Annotated in this window: 9 protein-coding genes and 1 pseudogene; 9 read left to right on the top strand and 1 reads right to left on the bottom strand. The window is 71.4% G+C overall.

Features of this window, described 5'->3' with window-relative positions:
- Position 1: 1 nt before the first annotated feature.
- The 3 genes from CLV70_RS37035 to CLV70_RS37025 are packed head-to-tail and all read left to right on the top strand — an operon-like array spanning position 2 to position 2,013.
- On the top strand, positions 2-787 hold the full coding sequence (locus tag CLV70_RS37035) for an FkbM family methyltransferase (protein ID WP_245908755.1): 786 nt from the start codon (positions 2-4) through the stop codon (positions 785-787).
- Positions 784-1,512, top strand: a complete 729-nt coding sequence (locus CLV70_RS37030) for a thioesterase II family protein (RefSeq protein WP_158277922.1) — start codon at positions 784-786, stop codon at positions 1,510-1,512. The genes CLV70_RS37035 and CLV70_RS37030 overlap by 4 nt, the downstream gene beginning before the upstream one ends.
- Before the next feature lie 9 nt (positions 1,513-1,521).
- Positions 1,522-2,013, top strand: a complete 492-nt coding sequence (locus CLV70_RS37025) for a hypothetical protein (RefSeq protein ID WP_106131290.1) — start codon at positions 1,522-1,524, stop codon at positions 2,011-2,013.
- Positions 2,014-2,093: 80 nt separating this feature from the next.
- Here the strand turns inward: CLV70_RS37025 and CLV70_RS37020 are convergent, their stop codons facing one another.
- Positions 2,094-3,356: a cytochrome P450 family protein gene (locus tag CLV70_RS37020; RefSeq protein ID WP_106131289.1), complete on the bottom strand. Its 1,263-nt coding sequence runs from the start codon at positions 3,354-3,356 to the stop codon at positions 2,094-2,096.
- A gap of 362 nt (positions 3,357-3,718) precedes the next feature.
- Here CLV70_RS37020 and CLV70_RS42175 point away from each other — a divergent pair.
- The 6 genes and pseudogenes from CLV70_RS42175 to CLV70_RS36990 all read left to right on the top strand — a co-directional run.
- A pseudogene (locus CLV70_RS42175) lies at positions 3,719-4,126 on the top strand (AAA family ATPase); the annotation flags it as partial.
- A gap of 898 nt (positions 4,127-5,024) precedes the next feature.
- Positions 5,025-6,353, top strand: coding sequence for a helix-turn-helix transcriptional regulator (locus CLV70_RS37010; RefSeq protein ID WP_106131288.1), 1,329 nt, complete (start codon positions 5,025-5,027; stop codon positions 6,351-6,353).
- A gap of 110 nt (positions 6,354-6,463) precedes the next feature.
- On the top strand, positions 6,464-7,672 hold the full coding sequence (locus tag CLV70_RS37005; RefSeq protein ID WP_158277921.1) for a cytochrome P450: 1,209 nt from the start codon (positions 6,464-6,466) through the stop codon (positions 7,670-7,672).
- A 79-nt stretch (positions 7,673-7,751) separates the two neighbouring features.
- Entirely contained in the window at positions 7,752-8,546 is a 795-nt protein-coding gene (locus CLV70_RS37000) for a phytanoyl-CoA dioxygenase family protein (protein WP_106131286.1), read from the top strand.
- Between the two features lie 40 nt (positions 8,547-8,586).
- The gene (locus CLV70_RS36995; protein WP_158277920.1) at positions 8,587-11,745 is read left to right on the top strand and encodes a non-ribosomal peptide synthetase; all 3,159 of its coding nucleotides are present in this window, start codon (positions 8,587-8,589) and stop codon (positions 11,743-11,745) included.
- Entirely contained in the window at positions 11,742-13,976 is a 2,235-nt protein-coding gene (locus CLV70_RS36990) for an amino acid adenylation domain-containing protein (RefSeq protein WP_146164311.1), read from the top strand. Before CLV70_RS36995 ends, CLV70_RS36990 begins: the two co-directional genes overlap by 4 nt.
- Positions 13,977-14,008: the final 32 nt, after the last annotated feature.

The following is a 14,008-nucleotide window of genomic DNA, read 5'->3' as shown; positions in this document are numbered from 1 at the left end:
CATGACCGGCTCGCGCACCATCGTTCCCCGTCGGCTGCGGCTGCCCGACGGCCGTCAGGTGTGGTGCACCCGCCCGGCCGAGGCCCTGCTGATGTGGCGTGAGATCAGCAGCGACGGCTTCTACCGGCGTGGCGTGCGGCAGCTGCGGCCGGGCGGCGTGGTGCTCGACATCGGCGCCAACGTCGGGCTGGTGTCGGTCGCCCTCGCCGCCGAGAATCCGGGCATACGGATCATCGCGGCCGAACCGGTGCCCGACACGTTCGAGTGCTTGCGGGGCAATCTCGAGCAGCACGTCCCCGGCGGTGTGGCGGTGCGCACCGCGGTCGCCGCCACCGCCGGCACGCAGCAGCTGACCTACTACCCGGACGCGCCCGGCAACTCCGGGCTGTATGCGGACCGGCAGGCGGACGACGCCCTCACCCGGACCTTCATGCGCAACGGCGGTATGGACGATGAGCAGATCGACCTGCTCATCGAGGGTCTGCACGAGGGCCAGACCATCGAGGTCCCGGTCACCACGGTCTCCGGCCTGCTCCGCCGGCACGGCGTCGAGCGGGTCGCGCTGCTGAAGGTCGACGTGGAGCGAGCCGAACTGGACGTCCTGCGCGGGGTCGAAGCGGCCGACTGGGCCCGGATCGATGCCGTCGTCGCCGAGGTGCACGACGAACAGGGACGCCTCGCCGAGTTCTGCGGCCTGCTGCACGCGGCGGGCCTGTCGACGGAGACCCGGCAGGATCCGAGCCTGTACGGAACGGAGCTCTTCGAAGTGTACGGAGACCGGTCGTGACGGCGACCCTGGTAACCCTCGGGGGCGGCTCGGCGGCCCGCACACTGGTCTGCGTGCCGCACGCAGGTGGCAGCGTGGTGGCGTTCCGGGGATGGGTCCGGGTCGCCGCGGCGGCGGGCCTGGCCGTCCGGGCCGTGCACTGGGAGGACGAAGCCGGCCGGTCCAGCATCGAGCATCGGGCCGACGCGCTCGCCACCGAGGTACGGGACCTCCCGAAACCCTGGGTGCTGCTGGGACACAGCCTCGGGGCCCTGATCGCCGCGGAGACCGCGCGGCGGATCACCGGCTCGGCCCCGGAGCTGGTCGTGCTCTGCGCCGCGGCGCCGCCCGGCTACCCGCGCGGGTTCCCGCCCCGCGTGCTCACCGCCTCCGACGCGGGAATGGCGGAGTACGTACGTCGGCTCGGCGGCACGCCGGAGGAGATCATCACCCACCCGGAGTTCGGGCCGCAGCTGGTCGCCCAGCTCCGCATCGACCTGGACCTCATCGAGCGCTACGAACCCGCCTACGACAGGCCGCTGTCGTCGCCGGTCTCGGTCTACGGCGGCGCGTCGGACGCCTCGGTGCCGGTCGAGGTGCTGGCCGGCTGGCGGGAGTTCGCCCCGCAGGCTACGATGCGGGTCTTCGCCGGCAACCACTTCTTCCTGCACGACAGTCCGGCCGAGGTCTGCCGGGAGGTGGTCGCCGACTGCGCTCGGACCACTTCGGACCGTCTCGGCGGGTAGCATCGAGCCGTGCCCGAGTACACACCGGCCGCCCTGGCCCGGCTCATCCTGTCCGACCGGGCGCGAGATGTGGTCGACGACGCTGTGCGGCTCGTCCCGACACTCGACGACGGTCAGCGCTCGCCGGGCGACCTGCTGATGGAGGCCCTGCGCGTTCGTTCACAGGTTGACAAGCTCGTGACCGCGGCCGTGCTGAACGCCCGCGAACAGGGCGCCAGCTGGTCGGAGATCGCCGTCCTGGTCGGCATCCGCACCGAGTCGGTCACCGAGCGCTGGCTTCCCGACGAGCAGCGCTGGCACGCCGGGCTCGCCCAGCCGATGCGGGAGGAACCCGGCGAGGACCTGCCGCGGCTGGCTGTGCCGCAGGCGGCGTACGCCCCGGAGGTCTACGCCCGCGACCTCGACGGCTGGGCGCTGCGGCATGTAGACGAGATCGAACACGAACGCTGGCGGAAGTTGGGCAAGGACCCCGAGCGCCCGGTCTCCGACGGCCTCGGCTGATCAGCGCCGGTTGACGGAGCCGGCCGTAGCCGCGGCGTGGTCGGGAGCACGCCACGGCTACGGCCGCCGCCAGCCTGCCGTCAGAGTCTGACCGGCAGCGTGGCGAGCTTGCGCATGCCGGATACTGCGTGCCATTGCAGCTGCTCGGCGGGCACGGCCAAGGCCAGGTCGGGGTGCCGGGCCAGCAGGCGGCTCAGCGCGATCTCGGCTTCGTGGCGGGCCAGCGCCGCGCCGAGGCAGTAGTGCGGGCCAGCGCCGAACGAGAGGTGTACCTCGCCCCGGGTGTCGTGCTGCCGGGTGATGTCCAGCCGGCCGGGATCGGTGAACCGGCGAGGGTCGTGGTTGCCGCCGCTGAGCGCCACGGTGACGGCGTCACCGGCCTGGAACGTGCCCCAGCCGAGGTCGACGTCCTCGGTGGCGTACCGCATCCGGGACACCAGCACCGGCCCGCACCAGCGAAGCAGCTCCTGCACGGCCTGCGGCATCAGGCCGGGGTCGGCGCGCAGCAGTGCGAGCTGCTCCGGGTGGGTCAGCAGCGCCCAGATGCTGTTGGCGATGAAGTTGGCCGTGGTGTCGTGGCCCGCGATGACGAGGCTGAGCACCATGGTGACCAGCTCCCGCTCGGAGAGGCGGTCGCCGTCGGCGTCCCGGGCTTGGATCAGCTCGCTGATCAGGTCCTCGCCGGGCTCGTCATAGCGGTGCCGGACCAGGTCGTAGGTGTAGTCGACGAGCGGCCGCAGCGTCTGGCCCAGGGCCTGCTGATTGAACGAGAGGTCGTTGGTCCAGCGCAGCCACGCCGGCAGGTCGGCGGCCGGCACCCCGACCAGCTCGCCGATGACGTTGATCGGCAGCGGATAGGCGAAGTGTTCCAGCAGATCGGTCACCCCGCCGCCGGCGTGCTGGGGGAGGGCGTCGATCAGGTCGTCGGTGAGGCACTCGATCCGTGGGCCCAGCGCCTTGACCTTGCGCGCCGAGAACGCGGGGGTCACCAGGCGGCGCAGCCGGTTGTGGTCCTTGCCGTCGCTGTCCAGCAGGGTGTCCGCCAGGTACGGGATGAGCTCCTCGTCGAGGCCCAGCCGGCGCATCGCGTTGGCCTGCAGCTGGGGTGCCTTGCCGCCCGGGACCGACGCGGGGTTGTTCGCGAAACGTGCGTCGCCGAGTACGGAACGGACGCCGTCATGTCGCGCGACGATCCACATCAGCGAGCCCTCGATGGACCGGATGGGGCAGGCCGGGGCCTGTTCGCGCAGATGTTCGTAGGCGGCGTGCGGATCGGTGCTGATCAGCGGAGTGACATTGTTTGCCGAATGTTCTCCGGCGCCTTCTTCGGTGTCCCCGTGCATGGCGTCCTCGAATTTCTATTCGCTGTCCGGTCGTATTCCGGTGCAATCGCGAGGAAGGAAATAAGTAGCGCTCCGAGCCATTCCGGCGCGCAACCTGCGACGCTGCCGGCACCCATCCGGGCTGGGCTGTACCGAGTCCATCCTAGATGACCGATCTTTGGATGCAACCGTGTGATGGCAGGTATCGGGCTGGAAGCATCGAAGGAGTCGAGCGTGTACCGAGGGTTACGATGCGGTCGATCCCGGGCGCCAACTGTACATTGTGGTCGATCCGGGGCAACGAGTGTACTATATGGTCGATCAGTGTGGCCTGGAAGCGGCGCTCTGGTGCCGCTTCATAGCGTTTCGGGGGCGCTTTCGGCATGGTGTTTGATCTTTTTGATGAACTGCCTCATCCCCTTCTCGAAAGAGATGTGGAGACCCAGTTGATCGAGCGGAAATTGCGGCGGCTTCGCACTGGCCATGGTGGTGTGCTGGCCATGGAGGGATCCGCCGGAACGGGCCGGTCCAGTCTCCTGAAACTGCTCTATCAGCGAGCGGCCGAGGCAGGATTCTGTGTGTTGTACGCCCGGGGGAACGAGTTCGAGGGCGACGTGCCGTTCGGAGTCGTCGCCCAGCTGCTGGAACCGGTCCTCCCCGCTCGAATGGTGGAGGAGTCACCGAACGTGGCCTCGGCGGCCCTGCTCGGCCGGCTGCGCAGCGACCTGCTGGAGTTCGCGGGCGACCGCCGCCTGGTCCTCGTGGTGGACGACGCCCGCTGGGTGGATGTGCCGTCGCTGCGGTTCCTGAGTTTTCTGGGTGCTCGCGCCGAACGCACCCCGGCGCTGCTCGCCGTCGCCCTCGACCCGGCCGACCGGGGTTCGGCGGCCGACTGGCTGGGCGGCGTGAGCACCTCGCTGGAGACGACGCTGGTACGGCTCGCCCCGCTCAGCGAAGCGGCCACCCGCCGCCTGGTGTCCGTGATGCTCGGGACGGCGAGCTCGCCGGAGTTCGCCGCAGCCTGCTTCGACGCCACCGGGGGCAACCCGTTGCTGCTGCACGAGGTGCTGGCGGAGGCCGCCGCCGGCCGCTCGGGATCGCCCGAGGAGACGCTGTCCGGACTGTCCCGGCGACCCCCGGTCGGGGTGATGCGCCAGATGGTGCGGCGCTTGCAGAGTCTCCCGCGTTCCTCGGTCGCCGTCGCCCGCGCCGTCGCGGTGCTGGGCGTGGCCGAGGACCCGGTGGTCGTGTCGCGGACCGCGGACTGCCCCGAGGCGGAGGTCGACGACGCGGTCACCGCGCTCGTCGACGCCGAGGTGATGACCGACGGCCCGGCCCTGCGATTCGCGCAACCCATGCTGCGTACCGCGGTGTATGCCGGGATCCCGGCCTTCCTGCGCGGCCGCCTGCATGCCCGTGCGGCGCGCGCGCTGGCCGAGACCGGCGCTCCTTCCGAGGCGGTCGCCGAGCAGCTGGTCAACGTTCCACCCGCCGTGGTTCCCGCGGCGGGCGCCAAGGAGCTGGCCGAGCCGCGGTCGAGGAACCGGCGAGCCTCCCGGCACCTGCGCCCGGTCTGGGGCGAGAACCCGGTGGAGCGCGCGGCGACGGCGCTGGAGGCCGCCCGGACGCTCACCCTTCGACTGCCAGTTCGGCCGGGCGATCGCGATCCTGGAAGCAGCGATCGCCGACGTGCGCGATCCGGCCCTCGGCCCGCGGCTGGAGGCGACGGCGGTGTGGATCGCGCAGCTCTCCCCGAGCACCCGGGACCGGGGACGGGCGCGGCTGGACACGCTCGAACGGCCGCACCTCGCGGAGAAGGCGCTGCTGGACCAGATCTGGCGGGGAACGCCGGCCGAACACATCGGACGGCTCACCGGCGATCTGCTCCACCGGCCCCGGGTCCCGGCCGGCGACAGCACCGGATGGAGTGCCGGCCTGGTGGCGGCCGTGACGCTCGCGCACTTCGACCGGCTCGCCGAAACCCGGCAGGCGGTACTGACTCTGCGGGACGCGGCGAGCCAGACCGACACCACGCTCGCCGGGCTCGACCTGTGCCTGCGAGCCGCGGTGGACTACCAGCTGGGCGACATCGCCGGGGCCGGCGATCTCGCCCTGCAGCTGCTCTCCGGCACCGACGGGCAGCGCCCGACCCGCATGGTGCAGGCGTTCGCCGGTGCGGTTCGTGCCGAGACCCTGATCGCGCAGGGCGCGTTGGACGCGGCTACCGCGACGGTCGAGGAACCCGGCCTGATCGACGACGGCGGGGCGGACACCATCGCGGTCATTCCGCTGCTGCGCGCCCGCGGCCACCTGCGGATCGCCCAGGACCGGCTCGAGGAGGGCCTCGCCGATCTGCTCCGGGGCCGCCGGGCCGCTGCCGGCCTGGGACTGACCCCAGGGGCGTGGGTCGGCTGGTCGTCAGCGGTCACCGCGTTGCACCGGCTCGGGCGTACTGAGGAAGCGCTGTTCATGGCGCGGGAAGAGCTGGCCGGAGCCCGGTCCTGCGGCGCGCCCGCGCCGCTCGCCGCCGCGCTGCGCACCCTGGGGTTGCTGACCCCGGGACCGGCGGCTCTGCCCCTGGTGGAGGAGGCGGCCGGCCTGATGGAGGACTTCCCGGGGCAGCTGGAGAAGGTCAGGACCCAGCTGACGTACGGCATCGTGCTGCACCGCGTCGGCAAGAGCGCGGCGGCGCGGGAGCAGCTGCGGATGGCTGCCGAGACGAGCGGCGTCCACGGGGCGCACGTGCTGAACCGCCGCGCCATCGATGAGCTGCGCTCGATCGAGGCCGACACCACGGGCCGCCGATCCCGGACGGTGCTGACTCCCCAGCAGCAGCGGGTGGCCGAACTCGCCGCCGAGGGCATGCAGAACGAAGAGATCGCGCAGAAGCTGTTCGTCACGGTGAAAACCGTCGAGTGGCACCTCACCCAGGCGTACCGCAAGCTCGGCATCGAGTCCCGCAGTGCGCTTTCGCCCGCGCTCGCCGCGGCAACCCTGGACTACGCAAAGTCAGCGTGAGACCGGCCTGGGGGTCATCCTAGGGTGCGCCCCTGGTGCGGTGAGCGTGTCGTCCTCGCAAGATTGCCGAAGACCTTCCGATGACACGACGACGGGGCGGCGTGAGCGGTATGGATCTTCGGCAATCCGGTATGGGCAAGGCACCGGCGTACTCGCTGGACGGGGGACGCTCGCTGCATCGGTGGCTGCGGGACATGCGACAGCATCACCCGGTCCAACGGGAGCCGCTCACTCGCGTGTGGACGCTCTACCGATACCGCGACATCATCCAGGCCACCGCCGATCCGGCCACCTTCTCCTCGGAGCTGTGGCGGTACCTGCCCGGGGATAGGGGCGACGACGCCCTGACAGCGGGCAACCTGACCGCGATGGACCCGCCCCGGCACCGCCTCGTGCGGGACCTGGTCAGCCGCTCGTTCACGGCTCGCGCGGTGGGCGCGCTGCGGCCCCGGATCGCCGCGATCGCGGCCGAGCTGATCGGCGCCGTCGCCGACCGCGGCGAGATGGACGTCGTCGCCGACCTGTCCGACCCGCTGCCCGTCCTGGTCATCGGCGAGCTGCTCGGCCTGCCGATGGCGGACCGCGAACTGTTGAGCGACTGGGCGCGGCGCCTGCTCTCCTTCGACAAGGGCGACCTGACCGACGAGGTGGTCCGCAAGCGCGTCGCCGACACTCAGCAGGAGCTGCTGGACTATCTCCGGGCCCACTGCCGGCGCCGCCGGACGAAGCCGCAGGACGATCTGATCAGCCGGCTGATCCAGGCCGAGGTCGACGGGCAGCGGCTCACCGAGGACGAGGTGGTCAACTTCGCCAACCTCCTCTTGCTCGCCGGTCACGTGACGACGACGCTGCTGCTGGCGAACATCGTCCTGACACTCGACGAGCACCCCGCCGCGGCGGCGGAGGCACGCGCCGACCGCGGGCTGATCCCGGGACTCATCGAGGAGACCCTGCGATACCGGCCGGTCATCGTCAGCAACATGCGGGTCACCACCCGCGCGGTCACGGTGGGCACAGAGCAGCTGCCAGCGGGCCAGTTCGTGTCGCTGTCGTTCATCTCCGGCAACCGCGACGAGCAGTACTTCACCGACCCCGACCGGTTCGACATTCACCGCGACGCCCGCAAGCACCTGGGGTTCGGCCACGGGATCCACTACTGCCTGGGTGCGCCGCTGGCCCGCCTCGAACTGGGGATCGCCCTCGAGGCGATGTTCGACCGCTTCAGCCGGATCGAGGTGACGGGCGCTCCCGTCGACTACTACGACACGCCCGGGGTCGCCGGTCCGCGTTCCCTGCGCATCGCCTTCCGTCACCACTGATCGGGCACCTCGCCGGTCGCCGCACGTCACGCGATCGCGGTCACCACATCCTGCCGACCAAGTCCATGCGGAGAGAGCCATGAAACTCACAGAGGAACAGCTCGCGAGCTACCACCACGACGGGTACGTGCTGCTGGACGACGTGTTCTCGGGCGATGAGATCGAGATCCTGTGCATCGCACTGAGCGAGGACCAGCGGGTGCCGGGTCCGCATCTGATCACTGAAAACGATGGCTCCACCCTGCGCTCGATCTACGCCTCGCACACCCGTCACCCGGTCTTCGAACGGCTTGTGCGCACCGAGCGGCTGCTCGACCCGGCCCGGCAGCTCGCCGGGGAGGATCTCTACGTCCACCAGATGAAGATCAACTCGAAGCAGGCGTTCGGCGGCGAGCGGTGGGCGTGGCACCAGGACTACATCGTCTGGCGGGACGTCGACAACATGCCGGCCCCCTCTCAGGTGAACGTGGCGCTCTTCCTCGACGACGTCACCGAGTTCAACGGCCCTGTGATCTTCCTGCGTGGCTCGCACCGGCTGGGAACGCTGGAACGCCCAGGGTCCACCGAGGGCCACGAATCCGGCCACATCGACCCGGACGAGTACTCGCTGACCCCGGCCGAGCTGGCCGACCTGGTCAAGCAGCACGAGATGGTCAGCCCGAAGGGCGGGCGCGGCGGGGTGCTGCTGTTCAGCTCGCAGATCGTCCACGGATCCGGCACCAATATCTCGCCGTTCGCCCGCCGCCTGCTGATCCTCACCTACAACCCGGTGTCGGACGCGCCGCGCCCGGTCGGCGCCCCGCGCGCGGAGCACCTGGCCGGCCGCGACACCACCCCGCTCGTGGTCGACAGCGGTCCACTCGACCGCCGCTGACCGACCTTTCCGGCGCCCCGACGAACCGATGGAAGTGAGCATGAGCTCTGCTGACGTAGCGGCCACCATCGTCCGGTTGTACGAGTCGGCGGTCGAGGCGCACCCCGACGCGCCGGTGATCACCGACGGCGACCGCGTGTGGTCGTACCGGGAGCTGAACTCGGCGGCCAACCGCATCGCGTGGTCGCTGATCGGGCGCGGCGTCGGGCCGGAGCAGACGGTGGGTGTCGCCCTCGACCGCGGCATCGACCAGGTCGCCGCGCTGCTCGGCACGCTCAAGGCGGGCGCCGTCTATCTGCCGCTCGATCCGGTCCTGCCGACCGAGCGCATCAATTACCTGCTGGCCGACGCCACGCCCAGGCTGATCCTCGACGGCGACGCCGCCGGGGCCGGGCAACCGGAAGACACTCCGGCGGTGCCGCTCACCTCGGACAGCCTGGCGTACGTCATCTACACGTCCGGCTCCACCGGGACGCCGAAGGGCGTCGGCGTCACGCACGGCAGCATGGTCAACCTCGCCCGCACGGTCACCGGCCAGTACGCCCCGGGCGACACCCCGCGCGTGCTGCAACTGGCATCGCTCGGCTTCGACGTGGCCATCTGGGAGCTGCTCACCGCGGTGGCCACCGGCGGCACCCTGGTCGTCAGCCAGGCCGACCAGCTCTCCGGCGATGACCTGCTCCGGGTGCTGCGGGAGCAGCGGATCACGCACGTCACGCTGCCGGTCCCGGTGCTGGCCTCGCTCCCGCCGGACGCCGAGAATCAGCTTCCCGACCTGACCACAGTGCACATCGGCGGGGAGACGTGCCCGCCCGAGCTGGTGCGGCGGTGGTCGGCGGGCCGCCGGCTGATCAACGGGTACGGCGCGACCGAGACCACCGTGGCCGCCACCCTCACCGCGCCACTGACCGGCCCGGACGCCCCGATCGGCAGGCCTATCGACGGCGCCCGCGTCTACGTCCTGGACGACACGCTGGCGCAGGTCGTCCCGGGAACGGCCGGCGAGTTGTACGTCGCGGGCGCCAACGTGGCCCGGGGCTATCTGCGCCGGCCGGGCCTGACCGCGTCCCGGTTCCTCGCCGATCCGTACGGGCCGTCCGGGTCGCGGATGTACCGCACCGGCGATGTCGGCCTGATCCGCCCCGACGGGCAGCTGGAGTTCCTGCGCCGCGCCGACGACCAGGTCAAGATCCGGGGAGCCCGGGTGGAGCCCGGCGAACTCGAGGCGGTGCTGCAGCGCCGGGCCGACGTCGTGCACGCGGCCGTCACCGTACGCCCGGACGCCCGCGGTGAACGACAGCTCGTCGCCTACGTCGTACCGGCCGCCGCCGCCAGCGGCGCGGCGGAACTGCGCGACGACCTGCGCGGCACGCTGCCGTCGTACCTGGTCCCGGCCAGCGTCGTGCTGCTCGACAGGCTGCCGCTGACACCGAACGGCAAGGTCGACCGTGACGCCCTGCCCGACCCGGAGTACACCCCGGCCGGACTCGACCGGACCGCGCGCAGCCCGCTCGAGGACATGCTCCGGGTGGTGTTCGCGGAGATCCTCGAACTGCCGCAGGTGGGGTTCGACGACGACTTCTTCGACCTCGGTGGGCACTCGCTGCTGGCCGGCAGGTTGATCGGCCGGATCCGCGGCACCCTCGGCCTCGAGGTGCGGATGAAGGACTTCTTCGAGAAGTCCACCCCGGCCGCCCTGGCGTCGTACCTGCAACGGCAGGAGACCGGCCCGGCCCGCCCGGAGCTGACCCGCCTGCCTCGGCCCGAGCGGATCCCGCTCTCCTTCGCGCAGCAGCGGCTCTGGTTCCTGCACCGCCTGGAAGGGCCGTCGGCGACGTACAACATGCCGCTCGCCCTGCACCTGACCGGGAAGGTCGACACCGGCGCGCTGGCCGCGGCCCTCACCGACGTCATCCGCCGCCACGAGCCGCTGCGCACCCTCATCCGCGAGGTCGACGGTCAGCCGTACCAGCACATCCTGGACCCGGAGGAGGTAAGCCCGGCCCTGCCCGTCCGTCAGGTCGGCGCGGCGCAGCTGGATGAGGAACTGCGCCGGTCGGCACGGCACGAATTCGACCTGGCCCGGCAGATCCCGGTCCGCGCCGAACTGCTCACCGTCAGCCCGGACGAGTCCGTATTGATGCTGGTCATCCACCACATCGCCGGCGACGGCTGGTCCGGCGCGCCCCTTGCCCGGGACCTGGTCACCGCCTACTCGGCCCGGCTCAACGGAGTCGCACCGCACTGGCCACCGCTCCCGGTCCAGTACGCCGATTACACGCTCTGGCAGCGCGCGATGCTCGGTGGCGAAGACGAGCCGGCAAGCCCGCTGAACGAGCAGCTGCGGTACTGGCGTGAGCGGCTCGCCGACCTCCCCCACGAGATCACCGTGCCGAGCGCCCGGCCTCGCCCGGCCGTCGCCACCTACCGCGGCGGCGTCGTCCCGATCACCATGGACGCCGACCTGCACGCCGGCATCACGGAGCTCGCCCGCCGCAACGGCGCCACCGTCTACATGGTCCTGCAGGCCACCGTGGCCGCGCTGCTTACCCGGCTCGGCGCGGGCACCGACGTCGCCATCGGTGCCGGCGTCGCCGGACGGTCGGAGCCCGCCCTCGACGATCTGGTCGGGCTCTTCGTCAACATGCTGGTGCTGCGCACCGACACCGCCGGCTCACCGCGGTTCACCGAATTGCTGCATCAGGTGCGGGACACCAGCCTCGGGGCGTACGGCCACCAGGACATCCCGTTCGAGCAGCTGGTCGAGAGCCTCAACCCGCATCGGGTCGCCGGCCGCCAGTCGCTGTTCCAGGTCGCCCTGGTCCTGCAGAACAACACCTCGGTCCCGTTCGACCTGCCCGGCCTGCGGGTACGCGCCGAGCAGATCCCCACCGGGACCGCCCGGTTCGACCTCTCGCTGAGCGTCACCGAGCACAGGGACGGAATCAGCGGCACCGTGGAGTACGCCGCTGACCTCTACGACCGCGCGACGGCGGAGGCTGTCGTCGAGCGCTGGATCCAGGTGATCCGCCAGGTGGTGGCGGATCCGGGCCGCCGGGTCGACACGCTCGACGTCACCACCCCCGGCGACGAATCCCGGCTGGCCGGGTGGCGGCGGTACGAGCGGGACGTCCCGCCGGTGACCTTCGGCGACCTGTTCGCCGGCAGGTGGCTGCCACGCCGGACGCGATCGCCGTGAGTGACGGCAGCGACGCGTGGACGTACCGCGAGGTGAACCGGTACGCCGACCACGTCGCGGGCCGGCTGATCGACCGGGGCATCGGCCCGGAGGACCTCGTCGCCGTCGCCATGCCGAGGTCCGCGCGCCTGGTGGCGTCCCTGCTCGGGGTGCTCAAGGCGGGCGCCGCGTATGTGCCGGTGGACCTGGTCTTCCCGGCTCGCCGCAACCGGCACGTGATCATCGACTCGGACCCGCGGCTGGTGCTGACCTCCCGTGCCGGCGCCGAGAACCTGCCCGCCGACCTGCCCTGTGAGCTCGTCATGATCGACGACTGGGGTACCGGCCGGGAGGACGATCCGGCCGACGCTGACCGGGTGCGGCCCTCGAACGTCGACAGCCCGGCGTACGTCATCTACACCTCCGGCTCGACCGGGCAGCCCAAGGGCGTCGTGGTGACCCACCGCGGCCTTGCGGCCTTCGCCGAGACTCTGCGGGAGCGATGTGCCGCGGGACCGAACGACCGGGTGCTGCAGCTGTCGTCACCCAGTGTGGACGCCTCGGTGCTAGAGATGGTGTGGGCGTTCAGCTCCGGGGCCCGGCTGGTGATCGCCAGCCAGCACCGGCTGGCTGGCGAGGAGCTGGCTCAGGCGCTCGCGGAGCAGCGGATCACCCACGCGCACATCCCGCCGTCGGCGCTGAGCACCATTCCGGCGGAGGCTACCGGACGGCTTCCCGAGTTCCGGATGCTCAGCGTCGGCGCCGAATCTTGCCCGCCCGAACTGGTCCGGCTGTGGCTGCCGGGGCGGGACTTCGTCAACGCGTACGGCCCGACCGAGTGCACGGTCGCCGCCTCGCACACCTTCCCGCTGGCCGAGGCGCGCGCCCCGATCGGCCGCCCGGTCATCGACGCCGAGCTGTACGTGCTGGACGAGACGCTCCGGCCGACGGCTCCCGGCGTTCCCGGCGAGTTGTACATCGGCGGCGCCGGCCTGGCTCGGGGCTACCTGCGCCGGAGTGGGCTGACCGCGTCGCGGTTCGTCGCGAACCCGTACGGCGAGCCGGGGTCACGGATGTACCGGACCGGCGACGTCGTCCGGTGGAACACCGCCGGCGAACTGGAGTACCTGGGGCGCTCCGACGAGCAGGTGAAGGTCCGCGGCTTCCGGGTCGAGCCCGGCGAGGTCGAACGCGTCCTCGCGGGTCAGCCGTCGGTCGACCGAGCCGTGGTGGTGCCCCGCCGAGACCGCTCTGGGGCGGTCTCCCTGGCGGCGTACGTGGTGCTGGCGGCGGCGCCGGCCGGCTTCGACGATCAGCTGTCCGAGTGGAACGACATCTACGACCAGGTCTACGCCGGTTTCTCCGGTGACGCGGGCAACGACTTCATCGGCTGGAACAGCTCGTTCACCGGCGGCCCGATCCCGATCGAGGAGATGCGGGAGTGGCAGCGGTCCGCGGTCGACGCGGTGCGGCGCTTCGGGCGCGGCCGGGTGCTGGAGATCGGCTCGGGCTCCGGCCTGCTGATGACCCCGCTGGCCGACGCCGTCGACGAATACTGGGGCACGGACCTGTCTGAGGTCTCGATCGACCGGCTGCGCGCCTTCGCGGACGCCCGCGGGTGGAACCACGTGCGGCTGTCCTGCCAGCCGGCGCACGACGTCTCCGGCCTCCCCCGCCGCTACTTCGACACGGTCGTCATCAATTCGGTGGTGCAGTACTTCCCGAGCGCTGACTACCTGCGCGACGTGCTCGCCCAGGTCGTGGACCTGCTCGCCGACGGCGGCCGGGTCATCGTCGGCGACGTCCGGCACTACGGCCTGCTGCGGGTGTTCCATGCGGCGGTGCACGAATTCCGTGGCACCGAGGGGCTGCGCGCGGCGGTCGAGCACGCCATGGCGGTGGAGAAGGAGCTGCTGCTGGCCCCCGAGTTCTTCACCTCGATCGACCACCCGGCCGTCACCGGTGTCGAGGTGACGCTCAAGGCCGGGCAGGCGTCGAACGAGCTGACCGGCTACCGGTACGAGGTCGTCCTGCACACCGCCCCGGCGCGGCGGCTCGCGACGCTGCCCGTGCTGGTGTGGGGCCGGGACATCACCGGCCTGGACGAGGTGACCGGCCCGGTGCGGGTGACCGGCATCCCGAACCCGCGGCTGGCCGGCGGGGTGGCCGCGGTGCGGTTGCTGGACGGTATACTGAGCTTTTGGGGTCAGGGTCAGGGCGGTGCCAGTCCGCTGGTGGCGAGGAATCCGTAGGCGAGGGTGGGCCGGTACTGCATCTGTTTGAG

Origin of the sequence: Pseudosporangium ferrugineum (genome assembly GCF_003002065.1) — a bacterium.
Taxonomy (GTDB): Bacteria; Actinomycetota; Actinomycetes; order Mycobacteriales; family Micromonosporaceae; genus Actinoplanes; species Actinoplanes ferrugineus_A.
Note: the sequence above shows the minus strand (reverse complement) of the source record. Positions and strands in the feature narration are given on the sequence as shown.